A 17164-nucleotide genomic window follows, 5' to 3' on the forward strand; every position below is an offset into this window, starting at 1 on the left:
AGCCGTGCCGGCCTGCGCGCGCCGGACAATTGATCTTTCCGATCCCTCCTGGAACGCGTAAGGTGCCCGGGGCAATCGTGATCTTCGGAGGTTCGAGTGGCCGACAGGCGCCCGCTGGGTTCAGAGCACGGTCATGGCCCGGCCGTCCGATACGCGGGACGGGGGTTGCGCGCGCTGGTGCTCGCGGTCGTCGCGGTGATGCTGGCGGTGCCGCTGCAGGCCGCGGCGGCCGGGGGGTCGCTTCCCCGGGCGTCGGCGGCGCTGGTCACACCGGTCGTCACCTCGACGGACTATCCCGAATCCAACCCGGCCGATCCCGCCGACCCCTGGTACGACGGGGTCGGCAGGTACGGAACGTTCACGGTGAGCGCCCCCGGAGCGAGCAAGATCACCTGGGTGGTCGACAGCGACCCACGCACCTCGGGGAGCGCGCCGGTGACCAACGGCGTCGCCACGTTCGAGCTGATGCCGATCAGGTCAGGGTCGAACTTCCTGGAGGTGAGGGCGATCGCACCCGATGGGAGCAGTAGCGCACCCGTGACGTACGTCTTCCGGGTCGGCGCGGGCAAGCCGGCGGTCGCGCACTGGAAGACGGACGAGACTTCGGGCAGCACGCTGGCGGATTCGGGCGACAAGACCGGCGGGCTGGCCACCTTCGACGCCCGGACGCACGGCGGGGTCACGCTCGGAGCCCCCGGCATCCTCGGCCGGGCGATCAGCACCGACGGTTCCACGGGATACGCCGAGACCTCGGGTCCGGTGGTGGACCCGGCGGCCGGCTACTCGATAGCGGCGTGGGTGAACCTGCGGCAGGCCGGTGCGCAGCAGGCGGCGGTCAGCCAGAACGCGGGAGCCGGGAGCTCGTTCTCCCTGCGGTACTCGGCCGCGGAGAACAGATGGTCGATGTCGGCCGGAGGCGCCCAGGCGTTGTCGGCGAAGGCGCCGGTCCTCGGCACGTGGACGCATCTGATCGGTGAATACGACGTGACGGCGCGCGTGGTCCGGCTGTACGTCAACGGCGTGCTGGAGGGCACCGCGCCCCTGTCCCGTTCGCGTGATGGCCGAGCCGGGCCGCTCGTGATCGGCCGCGCCCAGGCCCACGGCCACAAGACCGACTTCTTCCGGGGCTCCGTCGACGACGTCCGCGCCTACGGGCGGATCGTCAGCGTGGTGGAGATGCCGGAGCTCACCGCCGTCCCGCATCGGGTGACGGGCCGGTGGCGGCTGAACTCGGCCGACGGTTCGCCGCTGACCAGTGCCAACGACGTGGACTCCGGCAGCCCGATGACGCTGGCGGGTCAGTCCGGCATCGACAGCGGCAACGCCTACGTCGGTTCCGGTGCGCTGTCACTGAACGGCACGGGTGGCCAGGAGGACTACGCCTCGACTCAGGGGGTGGACACGCAGGGGAGTTTCACGATCTCCGCCTGGGCGGTGGCACCCGCCGAGCCGACGCGGAAGACGACGCTGTTCAGCCTGGCGGGTTCGGACGGTGCGGGGCTGACCGTCCGCTACAACCCCACGGCCGCCCTCGGCGGGGGCGCCTGGGAGGCCGACCTCGTCAGCAAGGACGCCGATGCGACCGCCGCCACCCATCACTACGCCCACTACTACGGGTTCGGCCAGGGAGGCGGCGGCTGGGACCTCGTCACCGTGGTGTACGACTCGGTGGCCCGGCGTCTCACCCTCTACGTGGACGGCGCCCTGCAGGACACCGCCGACCCGTCCTTCCACGACGGCGTTCGGGGCTTCGCCTCGTCCGGCGGCCTGCAACTGGGCCGCGACGTCGTGGGCGATGCCGCCGGCGCGGAGTTCTGGGCCGGGAACATCGATGACGTGTGGCTGTTCGAGGGAGCCCTGACGCTCAGCGAGATCCAAATGCTCAACATCGGAGCCGAACTGGAGATCGGCGCCATGTCCTGAGCACCTCGTGACGGGCCGCCACGGCCAGGCCGGCCGGACTGGATTCGGCCGGTGTCACGCCACATCTACCCGGCATGGAGCACCACGGGCGCCCGTTGTGCCCACCGCCTGACCCTACGCTTCTGAGTCATTACAGAGAGTAACTCAGTTTCATCTGAGTATGAAGAATCAGAGTCAGATGGATCCGAGTTCGTCTACCAGGCCACTCGTGGCGAACGGCCCGAGACGGAGCGGATGAGGTTCGCGGCTGCCGTGCTGCGATCCGATCTGCCCGGCCGGGAGTTGCTGGAAGGGGTGCGCTTCGGGGACTGGTAGGCGGCGCTGCGCCAGCTTGCGGCCCGAGCGTGGCTGGGCGGCATGGCGCGGGCGCGCGATCGAGCCGATCGTGCGTGATGCCCTCGGCCGGCTGGTTCCCGACCCGCGTCTTCCTCGTACACGCATGGTCGGGGGGTGGTGGAACCGGACCAACAATCCCGAGGTCGACCTGATCGGCGCAGATCGTCAGGCACCTGCGGGCCGGGTCGGTCTGGTCGGCTCGATCAAGTGGCTGGAGAACACCCCCTTCGGCAACCGTGACCTGGGGGTACTGGCCCGCGATGCTCGGGTCGTGCCTGGGGTGACGGATGAGAGTACGGCGCTCATCGCGGTCTCGCGGTCGGGTTTCGCCACCGACGGACTACACGCCAAGGTCGGCCCAGAGGAACTCATGGACGCCTGGGCCACGGCCGGTGGCGGCTGACTGCTGAGCGCGGGCCGTAACACCGCGTGCCGGCCAGGTTTCGCCCGGATGCGGTGTCGGCGTGTCGCGGTGGCCGGATCCGGCCACCGGGACGCGAGGTATCGACCGATCCTTACCGCAGGTGACGATGATGACCGAATTGCCATGCTTGGTGGCCTGGTGCCGGGGGTGTTCCATCGAACGTGGAGCGAATACCTAGGAACCTCCTTACTCTGGAGGAAAAGACTCCGAGTGCCCAGAGGTCTGCAACGTGACCGACGTGACGATCGGGTCCGCCTATCGGAATAGGGCGATGCGGTTGATGCAGTCCGACCGCGTCTACGTGGGCTGGCGTTATGCGCAGGCGCACCAGGACCCAGGGCCGCCCCCGGCCCGGCCGGAGCCGCCGGCGGACCCGCCCGGCCCCGGCGCACAGCGGCCCGTGACACTCGGCGAGAACCTCCTCAACCGGCCCCTCAAGACCGCGATGGCCGGCACCGGAGTGGTCACCCTCATCTTCGTGGCGGCCTGGGCGTCCGGTCTGCTCCCCGGCAGGTTCGCGCTCGTCGGGCTGGGAGCCTGCGGCCTGGTCTTCGGCATCACCGGCTCCGCGATCTGGCAGGGCGAGCAGGCGGCGCGGGCCAGGCGCAGGCAGGAGCGGGACCGCACCGAGCGGGCCCGGCAGAGCCGCCAGCGCAGCGTCGACGCGGCACAGCTCGAGCACGCCATCGCCTACCGCGAGTGGGAGCGCCGGCGGCAGGCCTACCAGAGCCAGCAGGAGTGGTATCCGGTCACGGTCCCGCAGGGCGTGGACCGCGTCGACGTGGCGGGCGGCACCCTGGCCGGCTGGTCCGCGACGGTGACGATGATGGGGGCGGCTCGGCTGGCGGCCGGCTCGCAGGTCACCGTTATCGACCTGTCCGAGGGCGCCGTCGCGCACGACCTCGTACGGCTCGCGACCGAGCGCGGCGACGAGCCGCTGGTGTGGGTGCTCCCGGACGACCTGCCCCGGCTCGACCTCACCCGCAACCTGCGTGGCGAGGCGCTGGCCGACGTGCTCTCCCTGGTCGTCAGCGCCAGCGAGGAGCAGAGCACCACCCGGGACCTGTCGGTCGACAACGCCATCCTGGAGCGCATCCTGCCGGTCTTCGGCGGCACCGCCACGATCCGGCAGATCACCGCCGCGCTGCGGGCGCTCGCCCAGGTCGGCGACCCCCGCGACGACCTCGACCGAGGGCTGATCAGTGAGTCCCAGCTCGACCGCATCACGGCGCTGTTCGGCCGCAGCGCCGCGGACAAGGTGGTCATCGAGCGGGCCTGGGCGCTGGAGGCGCAGCTGCGCAAGCTGGAGGCGCTGGGCACCGACCCGGTCCACCTGCCGCCCGCGAGCCTGCAGGTGGTCTCCATGGACCGTCGCGCCGGGGTGCTCACCAACCGGGTCCTCGGCACGTACGTCACCACCGCCCTCAACCACGCCCTGCGGGCCGCGCCCGGCGGGCGCCGCTGGGAGCACACGCTGTTCCTGTGCGGTGCCGAGAAGCTGCGCGGGGACGTGCTGGACCGGCTGATCGACGCGAGCGAGACCACCGGCACCGGCCTGGTCCTGCTCTACCGTTCGATCCCCGGGCACGTGCGCAGCCGGCTGGGGCGGGGCCACGCGGCGGTCGGCTTCATGCGGCTGGGCAACGCCGAGGACGCCCGGGTCGCCGCCGAGCACCTGGGCGGCGACCACCGCCTGCTGGTGGCCGAGATCACCGAGACCGCCGGAGCGGCGCTGGCCGGGCTGGAGGGTGACCGGCACTACGCGAGCACGGTGGCGTACGCCCGCCGTGGGGAGCGCCCACTGACCGATCCGGTCTGGTCACCGGTACGCCGGGCGACGCGCGGCGGCGCGGCCCTCCTGGACGGCATCACCACGGTCACCCCCTGGGGGCACAGCGTCGCGGCCGGCACCGGTCCGGCGGACGAGCGGCAGCGGTTCCGGGAGTTCCGCGTCGAGCGGCACCAGATGCAGGAACTGCCGCCCACCGCGATGGTCTTCACCCACGCCACCTCGAACGGGCGGCGCATCCAGCTCGTGGACGCCAACCCGGGCATCATGACGCTGCCCACCGCGCACACCCTCGAATACGAGGAGTACGAGCAGGCCATGCGGGACCAGGCCGTACGCGAACGATCGGGCGTGGAGCCCGATGGCCGGCCCGCCCTGAGGCCCCCGGGCGAGACCGCCGGTGAGGTGCCCGTGACGGAGCCGCCCCGGCCGGACGCGGACCCGCCGGCTCCGGCCCCGCGCGCCGCCGAGCCCTCCCGCGCCCGGCACGCCGCCCCGCAGACCCCCGACGCCCCGCGTACCCCCGGTGCGCCCGACGCCGAGACCCCGGCCGCAGCCGCGCAGCGACCCGGCGGAAAACACGCCAGGCACGCATAACCCCCACCCTCCAACCCCCACGCCTCCATGATCACGGAGAGCGGGAGCGGGGGCGGCGGGGAGCGAGGGCGGCGGCGGAGGAGCGTGGGTGCGGGTGAGGGGTGATGGTGGCGCTCGGGGGCGGGCACTGGTAGTCATGCAGAAGTGACCGACCTCCCCGGGCCCTGGTACCGCATCCAGGCGATCCCCACCCCCGAGCGGATCTCCTCCGCCGAGTGGGACTTCGTGACCGTGCTGCCCGCGGTGCTGTCCGCGGCCCAGCGGCGGCGTCCCTTCGTGGCCGGCTGGCTCTCCCTGGGCCATGGGGCACCGCTCGAGCTCATCACCAACGCGGGGCCGGTGACCCCGGCGGCGGGCCACGACCAGGGACTGCTGTTCCCGAACGGCGCCAGCGGAGTCGAGATCGGCGACCACTGGCTCGCCCAGGCCGGGCAGCTGGTCTGGACGCGCTGCCCCGGAAGGCTCGCGGCGCCGCTGACCGGACCCGGCCACGACGGGCCCAGCATGTTCGAGTCGACCCTGGTCACGCTGATGGACCGGCCCTTCGGCTGGCTGGTGGTCGCCGCCCAGTGCGAGGAGCGGGTCCTCGACGCCGAGGTGCGGGAGCTCCAGCACGACCTGCGGATGCTCCGGCGGCCCGGCGACGACCAGGTGCGGCTGTCGGTGGAGCGGGCCGAACGCCGGCTCGCCGAACTCGACGCCTTCCGCGAGGCCGGGCTGTGGAACGTCCAGGTGCTGGCGGGGGCCGCCTCTCCGCAGGAGCTCGACCAGATAGCGCCGGTGCTCGTCGGCTCGATGGAGATGGGCCACCACCCGTACCGGCTGCGCTCCGGCCAGCAGCAGATGCGGCTGGCGCAGGCGCTGGCGGCCGACACCGCCGGCTTCCCGCCGGCCGGCGGCGGGGCCTCGCCGACCAGGTCGGACGGCACCGAACTGCGGTCGCCGTTCCGGGTCACCGCGGGCGCCCTGGCGGGGCTCACCGGGCTGCCGCGGCGCGAGGTCCCCGGCCTGCGGGTCCTGGACCCCGGCTACTTCGACGTCACCGCGGAGAACAGCGGCCCCCGGGGCGGGAGCCAGGACATCGAGCTGGGCGCGATCCTGGACGGGCAGAACCGGCAGGTCGGCACGTTCAGAATCCCGCGGGCGACCCTCAACCGGCATGTCTTCGTCACCGGCGCGACCGGGGCCGGCAAGTCGCAGACCGTCCGGCACCTGCTGGAACAGCTCACCCGCGGCGGCGTCCCGTGGCTGGCCATCGAGCCGGCCAAGTCCGAGTACGCCTCGATGGCCGGCCGGCTGGAGGACCTCGGAGCCCCCGTCACCGTGATCAACCCCTCGGATCCGGGTGCCGTCCCCCTGTCGGTGAACCCGCTGGCGCCCGAGCCCGGCTATCCCGTGCAGGCGCACATCGACATGGTGCGCGCGCTGTTCCAGGCCGCGTTCGACGCCGACGAGCCGTTCCCGCAGATCATGGCGCAGGCGTTGCAGCGCGTCTACGAGGACAACGGCTGGGACGTGGTGACCGGCGGCGGCGTGCCCGGCTCGCTGATCGAACCCGCGGTGCCCACCCTGGAGCAGTTGCAGCACGCCGCCCTCCAGGTCATCAGCGACGTCGGCTACGGCCGTGAGCTGATGGCCGACGTCAAGGGCTTCGTGGACGTACGGCTGCGCTCGCTGCGGATCGGCTCGGCCGGACGCTTCTTCGAGGGCGGCCACCCCGCCGACATCGGCGGGCTGCTGCGCGACAACGTCGTGCTGGCCATCGAGGACGTGGCCAACGACGAGGACAAGGCCTTCCTCATGGGCACGCTCATCATCCGGGTCGTCGAGCATCTGCGCATGCGCGCGCGCCGGGAGCGGCCGGAGGACGGCATGGGCGGTCTCCGCCACGTCATCGTCATCGAGGAGGCGCACCGGCTGCTGCGCAACCGCGGCTCGGAGCGGGCCGGCGCGCACGCGGTGGAGCTGTTCGCCGGGATGCTCGCCGAGATCCGGGCCTACGGCGAGGGCATCGTGGTGGCCGAGCAGATCCCCACCAAGCTGGTGCCCGACGTCGTGAAGAACACCGCACTGAAGATCGTGCACCGGCTGCCCGCCTTCGACGACCGGCACGTCGTCGGCTCCGCGATGAACCTCGACCCCGACCAGTCCCGCGAGGTGGTGTCGCTGCAACCCGGCGTCGCCGCGGTGTTCGCCGACGGGATGGACCGGCCGCTGCGGGTCCGGGTCCCCCTGGGGGAGCGGCGGGAACACGCGCGGCCCGGCCCGCCGCCGCCCATCGCCGGACGCCGGTCGGCGGCCTGCGGGCGCGAGTGCCGCTCCGGCCGGGCCTGCACCCTGTACGAGCTGCGCGAGGCGGACCTGCTCGCCACCGGGACCGAATGGGCCTGGCTGCGGCTGTGGGCCGACACGCTCGTCCTCGCCCACGTGGTCGATCGCCCGCTGCCCGCCGTACCGCCCGAACTCGGCCGCGGGTGGTCCCGGCTCGCCTCCCGGCTGCGCGAGTGCGTGCTGGCCACCGTCGTCGACCGGTGCGTGGCGCGGCGGGCGGCTGCGCTGCGGCGGTCGTACGCGCCCGAGGAGCTCGGCTCGGCCGTCGCGGCCGTGGCCCAGCGGATGCTCGGCGGGGAGCCCGGCCTCGCGGGGACCCTCCCCGGCGCCGCCTGGGTCATCCCCCAGGTGCGGTGGCTGCACGAGATGGACCGGCTCTTCCCCTACGGCGGCGGGGATCCCGACAAGCACGCCCTCGCGCCGCCGATGGACTACCCGCTGCCCGGGCTCAAGCAGCAGCCGGACGCCAGACTCGGTCACCGGCTGCGCGCCCTGCGCCGGCACCCGCTGTCGATGGAGCTCGAGCACAACCGGCCCATCGCCTCGACCGCCATCACCGGCGACGACGAGCACCGGGAGTTCGGCAAGGACCTGGCGATGGTGGCGCTCGGCTACGACCTCGACGACCAGCTCGGCCAGGTCGTCGAGGCCATGCGGGTCGGCTCGTGGCTGGAGCCCGTGCTCAGCTGGCCCCGGACCTTCGTGCACCCGTACGACGAACCCCCCGACCCCCCGCCCTTCGTGACCGAGTGACCCCGCGTACTCCCCTTCCCGCGCCTTCCCTTCCGTGATCATGCAATCAATCGACGATTGATTGCATGATCACGGAAGGGTGCCGGGTTAGATGTGGTCCCGGTCGCGGGCCGGCTGTCCCTCCTTGCGGGCGATCGGCGCCCACAGGGCGAGGAACTCCCGCTTGGCCGGGCTGGCCCGGTCGGCCGAGATGTCGTCGCCCCGCTCGAGGTCGGAGTCGACGGGGGTGTCACCCGAGCAGCCCTGCGCGTTAGTGGCCCATTTCAGGTAGGCGCGGTCGGCGTCCAGCGAGGCCTGCAGCGCCCGGGTCAGCGCGTCCTTGAGCCGGTCTCCCGACTCGAGCGCGCCGACCTCCAGGCTCTTGGCCTTGGCCAGTTGCCGCTCGCGTTCTCCGACGACCTTCTGGATGGTCGGGAGGGCGTCGGGCAGCGCGGAACAGCTCGCCGCGTCCGACATGGCGCCGCCGAGCTCCGAGCGGCTGGCGGCCATGTCGTCCAGCACCGAGTTCACCTCGGCCGCCTGGGCGCTGCCGTCCGGGGCGGCCTCCGGCGAGGGGGTGACGGTGCCGGCGGAGGTGGGGGCGGTGCCGCCCGCCTGCGGGGAGACCGCGCCCTGCGGCGTGGAACCGCCCGTCGGCCAGAAGGCGATCCCGATCGCGACCACCGCGGCGACCAGCACGATCGCCGCAGCCGCCAGGAGCAGCGGCGTGAACCGCCGCTTCGGCCTGGGCGGCGGCCGCCAGGGGGCCGGCGGCTCGAGGCCACGGGGCGGTACGTACGCGGGCGCGGCACCCGGCGACCGTGCCGCCGCGGCCGCGACGGCGGGGTCGAGCCGCCACGGCTGGTCCGACGGCATCGGCTCGGTGCCCAGCGTTCCCGGCTCCCACGGCGTCGTCCCCGGGTCGGGCGACTCCGGCGGCCAGGGGTCGGGCTGCCACGTCCGGGCCTGGCCCGGATCGGCGTCGGGGGCCTCCTGCCCAGCGTCCAGCGCGGTGGGCTCGGGCTGCCAGGGTGCGGGCTCCCAGGGCTTCGACTGCCAGGTCTGCGCCTGGCCCGGATCGGCGTCGGGGGTCTCCTGCCCAGCGTCCAGCGCGGTGGGCTCGGGCTGCCAGGGTGCGGGCTCCCAGGGCTTCGACTGCCAGGTCTGGGCTTGGCCCGGATCGGCCGAGGACGTTTCCGGTCCGGCGTCCAGTGAGGTCGGGTCGCTGCTCGTGGCGGTCTGGTCGCCGCCGGGCGAGGCCGGCAGGGGCCGCCACGGCTCGAAGGGTGCCCGCTCGGTGGGTGCGTGTTCGGTGGGTGCGTGGTCGGCCGGTGCCGGCTCGGGCTGCCATGGTTCGGGAGGCCAGGGCTCACGGCGGAGCACCTCGGAGTCCCAGGGCTCGGCCCGCCGGGTCTGGGCACCCTCGGACGTCGCAGCCGAGATCGTCGGCGCTTCGGCCGTCGGAACCTCGACCGTCAGCGCGTCATTCGTCGGCGCATCGGTCACGGGCGCGTCGGTCGTGGGAACCTCGACCGTCGGCGCATCGGTCAGGGGGGCGTTGCAGCGCGCGCACCTCGACATCGTCGGGGTCGTGTCGCTGCGGCATACCGGACACCGCATCTGGAAGCCCTCGCTGTCGGACCGACTGGTGCCACTGTAACGCCCGGATCGGACAGCGGTCCGCTCAGATCGGACGTGAGGACCGCCGGCGACCAGGATGGGTCAGAACGAGGTCGGCCCGCGGCGGGGCAGGCCCTCCTTCTGCGCCACCGGCGCCCACAGCCCGGCGAACTGCTGCTTGGCGGCACTGGCCTGGGCGGACAGCCGGGCACCCCGCCTGGAGTCGGCGTTCGGCTTGGGCCTGCCCCGGCAGCCGTTCTGGGAGGCCTGCGCCCACGCCAGGTAGGCCTTGTCCACCTCGAGCGAGTAGTTGATCGCCTTGGCGAGGGTCGACCGGATCCGCGCGCCGTTCGCCAGCCCGTCGACTTTCAGCGCCCTGGTCTGGCTGATCTGCGTCTGGCGCTGCTGGGCGACGTTCTGCATCCCGGCGATGGCGCTGCCGAGCCCGTCGCACTTGCGCGCCGAGGCCAGGGCCCGGCCGAGCTCGCCCCGGCTCGTGCCGCTGGCGTTGAGGATGGCGTTCACCGCGACCGCCTGCTGGTGCGCCCCGGCGGACGAGCCCTTGGAGGTCTTCTTCACCGCCGCCGGCGATGAGGTGGTGGTGGTCTTGGAACCGCCGTCCGGCCACATGACGAACGCCACGGCCGCCAGTGCCGCGACCACCAGCGCGGTCACCGCGATGATGAGCGAACGGCTCGCCTCGCTCCGCTTCGGCGGATGGTGGGCGTCCGGTATGCCGGGTCCGGTGCCCAGATGCGTCACCTGATAGGCCGGTGGCAGACCGCCGCCGGGTCCGGGATCCGGCAACAGGGCCGTCTCGTTGCGGCCGGGCCCGCCCGCCCAGCCGTTCTGCGGCTCCGGGCTCCAGCCCGGCCCTGCGGGTCCAGAGCCGAACTGCTGCTGGCCGCCAGGGGGCGGACCGAACTGCTGCGTGCCCTGATCCGGCGCGCCGAACTGCTGGGCGCCCTGACCCGGTCCGCTGAACTGCTGCGGCCCGGGGGGTCCGAACTGCTGCTGCCCGGGCGGTGGCCCGAACTGCTGGGGCCCGGCGGGCGGCGCCTGGGACTGGGCGTTCCAGGGCACCTGCATGGTCGCTTCGGAGTCTCCCGGCGGGGGAGTCCACACCGCCGGGCCCTGAGCCTCCGTACGGGGATCGGCGGCCCGGGGACCGGCGAACCACGAATCCGGCACGATCGATTCGCCGCCCTGGGGAGCCTCCTCCTGCGTGGACCAGGCGTCCCGTACGGTCGGCTCGGCGGCCGGCTCGGGAGGCCTGGCATAGGGGCCGGAAGGGGTCTCCTCGGCCAGCGACCACGCGGCGGTCGACTCGGGATCGAACGACTGCTGGGCGGGCTGAGCCGGCTCCTGGGCGTTCCACTGGTCGGGCGGCGCGACGGGTGCGCCGTGACCGTTGTAAGCCGTCTCCGGCTGCCCGGTGTCGTACGGCGTCCCGCCGGGTGGCGTGCCCTGCGGGGGAGCGCCGTTGGACAGCGCCGTGTCGGCGGGCTTGGCGGCCTGCGCGAACCAGGACTGCTGGTGCAGGGAACCCTGCCCCGGCGCCTGGCCGAAGTCCGAGGGCCCCGGCGCCGGTCCGAACTCCGAGGGTGCCGAGCCGAAGTCGGACGACGTGGACCTGAAGTCGGGAGACGTCGGCCCGAAGTCGGAGGGCGCCGAGCCGAAACCGGGGGACGGCGGCCCGAAGTCGGAGGACGGCTGGCCGAAGTCGGCGGACGGGCCGGGCTGGGGGGCCGGCCGGGGCTCGGGGTTCCAGGGCTCCGGCTCGGGTTTCCAGGGCTCGGGCGGCCACGGCTCGGAGCCCGGCTGCAACGGCGGGGAGAGCGGCCCGGTGCCGCCGGAGGGGGTCCACGAGTCGGGGGACTGGACCGGCGCGGACAACGGCTCGGAAGGCGCCGGGGACCAGGAGTGCGAGCCGTCGGTTGCGGGCTCCTGGGCGCGCGGGTCGGACAGCGACGCCAACGGCGCCGAGAGCGGGTCGAGCGGCGCGGGCGCCGGGGGCTGCCCGGTCTGCTGCTGCGGCTCGGGCGTCCACGACTGCTGGTCCGGCTCGGGCTTCCACGGCTCCGGCGGCCAGGGCTCGGCGGTGAGTGGAGACGAGGACGGGAACGCGGAGTAGCCGTTGTCCGGCTGGGCGGACCCGGAGGCGGAGGCCGGCCAGGACTGGCCCGCCTGGGAGGGCGACGAACCGGCCGGGGCGGTGGCGTCGGTGGCGGAGGGCCAGGGCTGCGGCGCACCGGGGGAGGCCGCGGGCCAGGGCTCGGGTGCGCCGCCCGGCGCGTCGTGCCGGGCCCAGGAGTCGGCCTGCGGTGAAGAAGGCGGGGAAGCGGAGTGGTCAGGCGGCAGGGACCCCGGCGCGGAAGGTCCCTGCTGCGCTGACCCCGGCATTCGGTCCTGCGACGCGGGTGGCTGTTGGAGGGGTGCATCGCAGTGCACGCAGCTGGACAGCGTCCCAGGCGTGTTCTGGCCGCACGTCCAGCACTGCATCGCTCTCAGACCTCACATACATCGCTAGTTTCCGACAAAAGTACTGCCTCGGCGGGGACCCTTGTTGGGCGATCCGCGTTGTCCGACACCAATGTCCGATATCCGATCTTGCCTCGCCTCCACCCCTCCGCGCTGAAGAACAGGCGACAGCGCCGTGGTTCCACCGGGATTGTCGGTGGCCGATGTGAGGCTCGAGGAGTGAGATACCTCGCACTTCCGCTCGTCGTCGTGTCGTCCGCGGGCTGCGGACAATCTCCGTCTCAGCTGCCCGAAGGCGTACGGGCCGAGGTCGTCCGAGTGGTCGACGGGGACACCCTCGTCACCAGGATGGCAGGACAACGGCTCCGGGTGCGCCTGATCGGGGTCGACGCGCCCGAGATACGTCATCGCGGATCCGTCCTGCCCGGCGAGTGCTTCGGCACCGCCGCGACCGCCGCCCTGCGCCGGCTTGCGCCTCCCGGCAGTGTGCTCAAGGTCACTCCCGACCGCCGCCGGCGGGACCCGTACGGCCGGGAACTGCGCTACGCGTGGACCTCCGGTGGGCTTTTCGTGAACGAGGCGCTGATCCGCGGCGGCTATGCGCGGGCGATGGCGGTGCCACCCAACGACCGCTTCATCGGGCTCTTCCGTGCCGCGGAATCCGCCGCTCACCAGGCACGTTCCGGTCTGTGGTCCGCGTGTCGGTGGCCGGCCGGGGACGTTGACCGGCCAAACCGGCAAATCGGTCGATGGGAAGTCGGTGCGGGCCGCGTCCCGTCGCAGGCCGACCCGCCTCGAATCACAGCAAATGATGCGCTGCGCAGCACTAGGCTGGCGGGAACGCCGTCCGGGTGGGTTTCCCCGGACGTCCCAGGCTGACCAGGAAGAGATCAGGGAGAGCATGAGCGACCTTCCGCTGCGTGCCCAGCTCGCTGTGGCGCTCGGCCGCACCGCTTCGAAGATGTCCCGGCTGGCCGGCCGGGGAGACGGTTCGGTGATCGGGGGCAGGATCGGGCTCAAGCTCGACCCGGAGCTGCTGACCCGCCTGGCCCACGACCGCAAGCTGGTGCTCGTCAGCGCCACCAACGGCAAGACGACCACGACCCGGCTCATCGCCTCGGCGATGAGCGGGCTCGGCGAGGTGGCGACCAACGCCTTCGGCGCGAACATGCCGACCGGCCACGTCTCCGCGCTGGCCGCCGCCCCGGACGCCAGATACGGCGTGCTCGAGTGCGACGAGAAGTACGTGCCCATGGTGCTCAAGGAGACCGGGGCCAACGTCGTGCTGCTGATGAACCTCAGCCGCGACCAGATGGACCGCGCCGGGGAGATCTGGCAGCTGGCCGGCAAGTGGCGCAAGGCGCTGGACGGGGCCGACACCCATGTGATCGCCAACTGCGACGACCCGCTCGTCACCTGGGGCGCGCAGACCGCCAAGCGGGTCACCTGGGTGGCCGTCGGCCAGCACTGGCGCGAGGACTCATGGTGCTGCCCCGAGTGCGGCGGCCCGCTGGACCGCGAGGGCGCCAACTGGGCCTGCCGGCAGTGCACCTTCGCCCGGCCCAAGCCCGACTGGATCCTGCACGGCAACCGGGTGACGGCACCCGGCGGCCGGGTGTACGACCTGGCCCTGCAGCTGCCCGGGCGCGCCAACCGCTCCAACGGGGCGATGGCGCTGGCGGTGGTGGCGCAGTTCGGCGTCGAGCCGGAGGTGGCCATGCCGCTGCTCGGCAAGGTGGCGTCGGTGGCCGGCCGCTACACCACCGTGCAGCACGAGGGCCGGGACATCAGGCTGCTGCTGGCCAAGAACCCGGCGGGCTGGCTGGAGGCCTTCGACGTGCTCGAGCCCGCGCCGGGCCCGCTGGTGCTGTCCATCAACGCGCAGGGTCCCGACGGCCGCGACACCTCCTGGCTGTGGGACGTGGACTACCGGATCCTCAAGGGCCGCCCGGTCTGGGTCACCGGAGAGCGCCGGATCGACCTGGCCGCCCGGCTGGAGGCCGCCGAGATCCCCTTCACCCTCATCGAGGACATCGAGCAGGCGGTCATGGCCGTGCCTCCGGGCAAGCTCGACGTGATCGCCAACTACACCGCCTTCCAGAACATCCGAACGAGGTACGGCCGTGCCCTCTGACCGCATAAAGATCGTCTGGGTCTACCCCGACCTGCTCAGCACCTACGGTGACCAGGGCAACTGCATCGTCCTCGAGCGTCGCGCCGCGCTGCGCGGCATCTCCACCCGGACCGTCCACGTGCGCTCCGACGAGGCGGTGCCGGTGGACGGTGACATCTACCTGCTCGGCGGCGGCGAGGACCGGCCGCAGATCCTGGCGGCTCAGCGGCTGCGCGCCGACGGCGGGCTGGCGCGGGCCGCCCAGTACGGCTCGGTCATCTTCGCCGTGTGCGCCGGTTACCAGCTTCTCGGCACCGAGTTCGGCGGCGAGGAGGGCCAGCCCGTCGAGGGCCTCGGCCTGCTCGACATCCGCAGCGGGCGGGGGGAGAAGCGCGCCGTCGGCGAGATCGTCGGTGACGTGTCCCCGGAGCTCAGGGTGCCGCGCATCACCGGCTTCGAGAACCACCAGGGCGTCACCCGGCTCGGCCCGGGGGTCCAGCCGCTGGCCAAGACCGTGCTCGGCCTCGGCAACGGAGACGGCTACGAGGGCGCGTACAAGGACCACATCGTCGGCACCTACATGCACGGTCCGGCGCTGGTCCGCAACCCGGGCCTGGCCGATCTGCTGCTGCGCTGGGCCGTCGGGCGCGAGCTCCAGCCGATCGACGACTCCTGGGCCGGCAAGCTCCGCGAGGAACGCCTCCGGGCCGTGCTGCCCGCGTAGCCGCCCGCGCCATGCCGCCGGGTCCCCGTTCCCTGTGGACCCGTTTGCCGTGACCACCCATGCGCGGCCCGCCCGTACCGGTGGACACGTTTGCCGTGACCATCCATGCGCGGCCGGCCGCGTACCGGTGGTCACGGCAATGACAACAGCACGCGCTGGGCCCCGATCGGCCGGATGTGGGCAAGCGGCAGGACTGTTCGTGTTCACCGCGAAGATCTAACTTCCGTGCATGATCTGTTGCAGGCCCGGCCGCCGTGAGCTGCTTCGCTGGAGCGCGATCGTCGCGGCCGCCTCCCTCGTACCGCTGGCCGACCCCGACCGGAGCTATGCCGCCGCCCGCGCGGCGGGTCCCGACGCCGTGGCACCGGTCGACCTCGAACTGGTCACGCTCACCGAGACCACCGCCGTCCTCACCTGGTTCACCGGTGTCCCGGGCACCGACGACGGGCTGGGCCGCATGCTGCCCGCCCCCGCCGACGGCGAGGTCGTCTACGGCACGCACCCGTCCCGGCTGAACCGGCGGGTGACCGGCGGGTCCGGCACGCCCTATCACCACGTGGAGCTCACCGGGCTGGAGCCCGGCCGGCGGTACTACTACCAGGCCCGCTCGCGGGGGAGGGCGGCCGCCGCGACGTTCATCGCCGGGGGCGACGCCGCGGGCGCGTTGTCCGGGCCGTGCACGTTCGCCTTCACCACCCCGCAGCCGCCGCCGGGCCGCTTCCTGTTCTCCGTCGCGCTCTGCAACGACCTGCACCTGGGCGAGACGGTCGCCGGGCTGGTGGGCGGGCTGCCCGGCATCAAGGGCATCTCCCAGGTCCCCGGCCGCCCGCCCTACCCCGAGATCATGGCGACGGCCCTCGTCGACGACGCGCACCGGCGCGGCGCGACGTACCTGCTCGCGGCGGGCGACGTGTCCAGTGAGGCGGCTCCGGGCGACGTCGGCCGCGCCAAGGCCCTCCTGGACCGCTTCGGGCGCTACCGGGAGGACTACTTCGTCGCCCGGGGCAATCACGACCGTGCGCACGCGGGCGATCCCTACGCCTCGTGCGGCACCGGGCAGTGGCAGGGCAACGACTGCTTCCGCGACGGCTTCTTCGACGGCGGCGGCCCGACCTACTTCTCGCGGGACCTGCGCGGCCTGCACGTCATCGGTCTCGACACCTACGACAAGCCCGGTGCCGGCGGTGACGCGGGCGGCCTGTCCGGGGAGCAGCTCGCCTGGTTCCAGGCCGATCTGAAGGCCCACCGGGATCAGCCGACGATCGTGTTCGGCCACCACCCGCTGTTCGTGGAGGCCTCGCCGCTCGCGGCCTCCGGAGGGCAGTCGATCGAGGCCGGGCAGGCACTGACGATCCTCGGCACGTACGCCAGGACCCCGGGCGTCTTCCTGCACCACGCCGGTCACACCCACCGCAACCGGCGTTCGGTGTTCGCGCCCGCGCCGGGGGTGACCCAGCAGGAGGTCAGCGCGGTCAAGGAGTACCCGGGCGGATTCAGCCTGCTCAGGATCCACACCGGCGGCTACGCGCTCAACTACTACAAGACCCGCTCGGACCTGGCCAGGGAATGGAGCGAGCGCACCCGCCAGGAGCTCGGCGGACTGTGGCCGCAGCTCTCCTTCGGCGCGCGCATCGCGGACCGCAACAGCGTTGTCGCCCGGGACCTGTCCGGCCTCACCGCCGCCACGGCATGATCACGCCGCCCTGCGGCGGGCCCGCAGTCGCCGGCGGTCAGTACACCAGGGCCTGGGCGCCTTCCAGGGAGATCTCCTCCACGAAGGTGGGCGCACCCGCGATCCGGACGCCTTCGATCACGTCCTCGGCGCCGATGTCCCGCCGGGCCGCGCACTGCGTGCACACCGTCACCTGGCCACCGGCCAGCACGATGCCGAGCAGGTCCTGGAGCGGGGTCGCGTGCGGCAGGTCGAAGTCGTTCGCCCGGCCGGGCAGGCCGTACCAGGCGGCCTCTCCGGTCAGCCAGAGCGAGACCTTCAGTCCGCTCGCCACCCCCGCCGCCGCGACCGTGAAGGCCTGGTTGCATCGCTCCGCGCCGTCAGCGCCCGCCGTCGCCTTGATCACCAGTGATCGAGCCATA

General features: G+C 73.1%; 11 protein-coding genes. 8 read left to right on the forward strand and 3 right to left on the reverse strand.

Going from position 1 to position 17164, the window contains the following annotated elements:
• Positions 1-96 precede the first annotated feature (96 nt).
• The 4 genes from ACRYCC_RS08860 to ACRYCC_RS08875 all read left to right on the forward strand — a co-directional run bounded on the left by ACRYCC_RS08860 (position 97) and on the right by ACRYCC_RS08875 (position 8153).
• Positions 97-1923: a LamG domain-containing protein gene (locus ACRYCC_RS08860; RefSeq protein WP_433810179.1), complete on the forward strand. Its 1827-nt coding sequence runs from the start codon at positions 97-99 to the stop codon at positions 1921-1923.
• 439 nt (positions 1924-2362) lie between these two features.
• Positions 2363-2662, forward strand: coding sequence for a hypothetical protein (locus ACRYCC_RS08865; protein ID WP_433810181.1), 300 nt, complete (start codon positions 2363-2365; stop codon positions 2660-2662).
• Between the two features lie 292 nt (positions 2663-2954).
• Positions 2955-5069: a hypothetical protein gene (locus ACRYCC_RS08870; RefSeq protein ID WP_433810182.1), complete on the forward strand. Its 2115-nt coding sequence runs from the start codon at positions 2955-2957 to the stop codon at positions 5067-5069.
• Between the two features lie 144 nt (positions 5070-5213).
• Positions 5214-8153, forward strand: coding sequence for an ATP-binding protein (locus tag ACRYCC_RS08875; RefSeq protein WP_433810184.1), 2940 nt, complete (start codon positions 5214-5216; stop codon positions 8151-8153).
• 87 nt (positions 8154-8240) lie between these two features.
• Here ACRYCC_RS08875 and ACRYCC_RS08880 read toward each other — a convergent pair whose 3' ends face one another.
• Together ACRYCC_RS08880 and ACRYCC_RS08885 are read right to left on the reverse strand one after the other, a co-directional pair.
• The gene (locus tag ACRYCC_RS08880) at positions 8241-9638 is read right to left on the reverse strand and encodes a hypothetical protein (protein WP_433810186.1); all 1398 of its coding nucleotides are present in this window, start codon (positions 9636-9638) and stop codon (positions 8241-8243) included.
• Between the two features lie 216 nt (positions 9639-9854).
• A complete protein-coding gene (locus ACRYCC_RS08885) occupies positions 9855-12155 on the reverse strand; it encodes a hypothetical protein (protein WP_433810187.1) in 2301 nt (766 codons plus the stop codon).
• Between the two features lie 396 nt (positions 12156-12551).
• Between ACRYCC_RS08885 and ACRYCC_RS08890 the strand changes: the two genes are divergently transcribed.
• The 4 genes from ACRYCC_RS08890 (at position 12552) to ACRYCC_RS08905 (ending at position 16763) form a co-directional block, all read left to right on the forward strand.
• Complete coding sequence (locus tag ACRYCC_RS08890) at positions 12552-13112, forward strand: thermonuclease family protein (protein WP_433810189.1); 561 nt, start codon at positions 12552-12554, stop codon at positions 13110-13112.
• Positions 13113-13134: 22 nt separating this feature from the next.
• The gene (locus tag ACRYCC_RS08895; RefSeq protein ID WP_433810191.1) at positions 13135-14367 is read left to right on the forward strand and encodes a MurT ligase domain-containing protein; all 1233 of its coding nucleotides are present in this window, start codon (positions 13135-13137) and stop codon (positions 14365-14367) included.
• Positions 14357-15070 carry a type 1 glutamine amidotransferase gene (locus ACRYCC_RS08900; protein ID WP_433810192.1) on the forward strand — a complete coding sequence of 238 codons (714 nt, stop codon included), beginning with the start codon at positions 14357-14359 and terminating at the stop codon, positions 15068-15070. Before ACRYCC_RS08895 ends, ACRYCC_RS08900 begins: the two co-directional genes overlap by 11 nt.
• Before the next feature lie 229 nt (positions 15071-15299).
• A complete protein-coding gene (locus ACRYCC_RS08905; RefSeq protein WP_433810193.1) occupies positions 15300-16763 on the forward strand; it encodes a purple acid phosphatase family protein in 1464 nt (487 codons plus the stop codon).
• Positions 16764-16800: 37 nt separating this feature from the next.
• Here the strand turns inward: ACRYCC_RS08905 and ACRYCC_RS08910 are convergent, their stop codons facing one another.
• On the reverse strand, positions 16801-17163 hold the full coding sequence (locus ACRYCC_RS08910) for a DsrE family protein (RefSeq protein ID WP_433810195.1): 363 nt from the start codon (positions 17161-17163) through the stop codon (positions 16801-16803).
• Position 17164: the final 1 nt, after the last annotated feature.

The sequence above is a fragment of the Actinomadura scrupuli genome, from assembly GCF_050971785.1.
GTDB lineage: Bacteria > Actinomycetota > Actinomycetes > Streptosporangiales > Streptosporangiaceae > Actinomadura_E > Actinomadura_E scrupuli.

Bases quoted from the DNA above. Each gene is read 5' to 3' on its own strand.
- ACRYCC_RS08910 (WP_433810195.1), bottom strand. From the start codon at position 17,163: ATGGCTCGATCACTGGTGATCAAGGCGACGGCGGGCGCTGACGGCGCG.
- ACRYCC_RS08870 (WP_433810182.1), top strand. From the start codon at position 2,955: ATGCGGTTGATGCAGTCCGACCGCGTCTACGTGGGCTGGCGTTATGCG.
- ACRYCC_RS08865 (WP_433810181.1), top strand. From the start codon at position 2,363: ATGGTCGGGGGGTGGTGGAACCGGACCAACAATCCCGAGGTCGACCTG.
- ACRYCC_RS08905 (WP_433810193.1), top strand. From the start codon at position 15,300: ATGATCTGTTGCAGGCCCGGCCGCCGTGAGCTGCTTCGCTGGAGCGCG.
- ACRYCC_RS08885 (WP_433810187.1), bottom strand. From the start codon at position 12,155: ATGCCGGGGTCAGCGCAGCAGGGACCTTCCGCGCCGGGGTCCCTGCCG.
- ACRYCC_RS08895 (WP_433810191.1), top strand. From the start codon at position 13,135: ATGAGCGACCTTCCGCTGCGTGCCCAGCTCGCTGTGGCGCTCGGCCGC.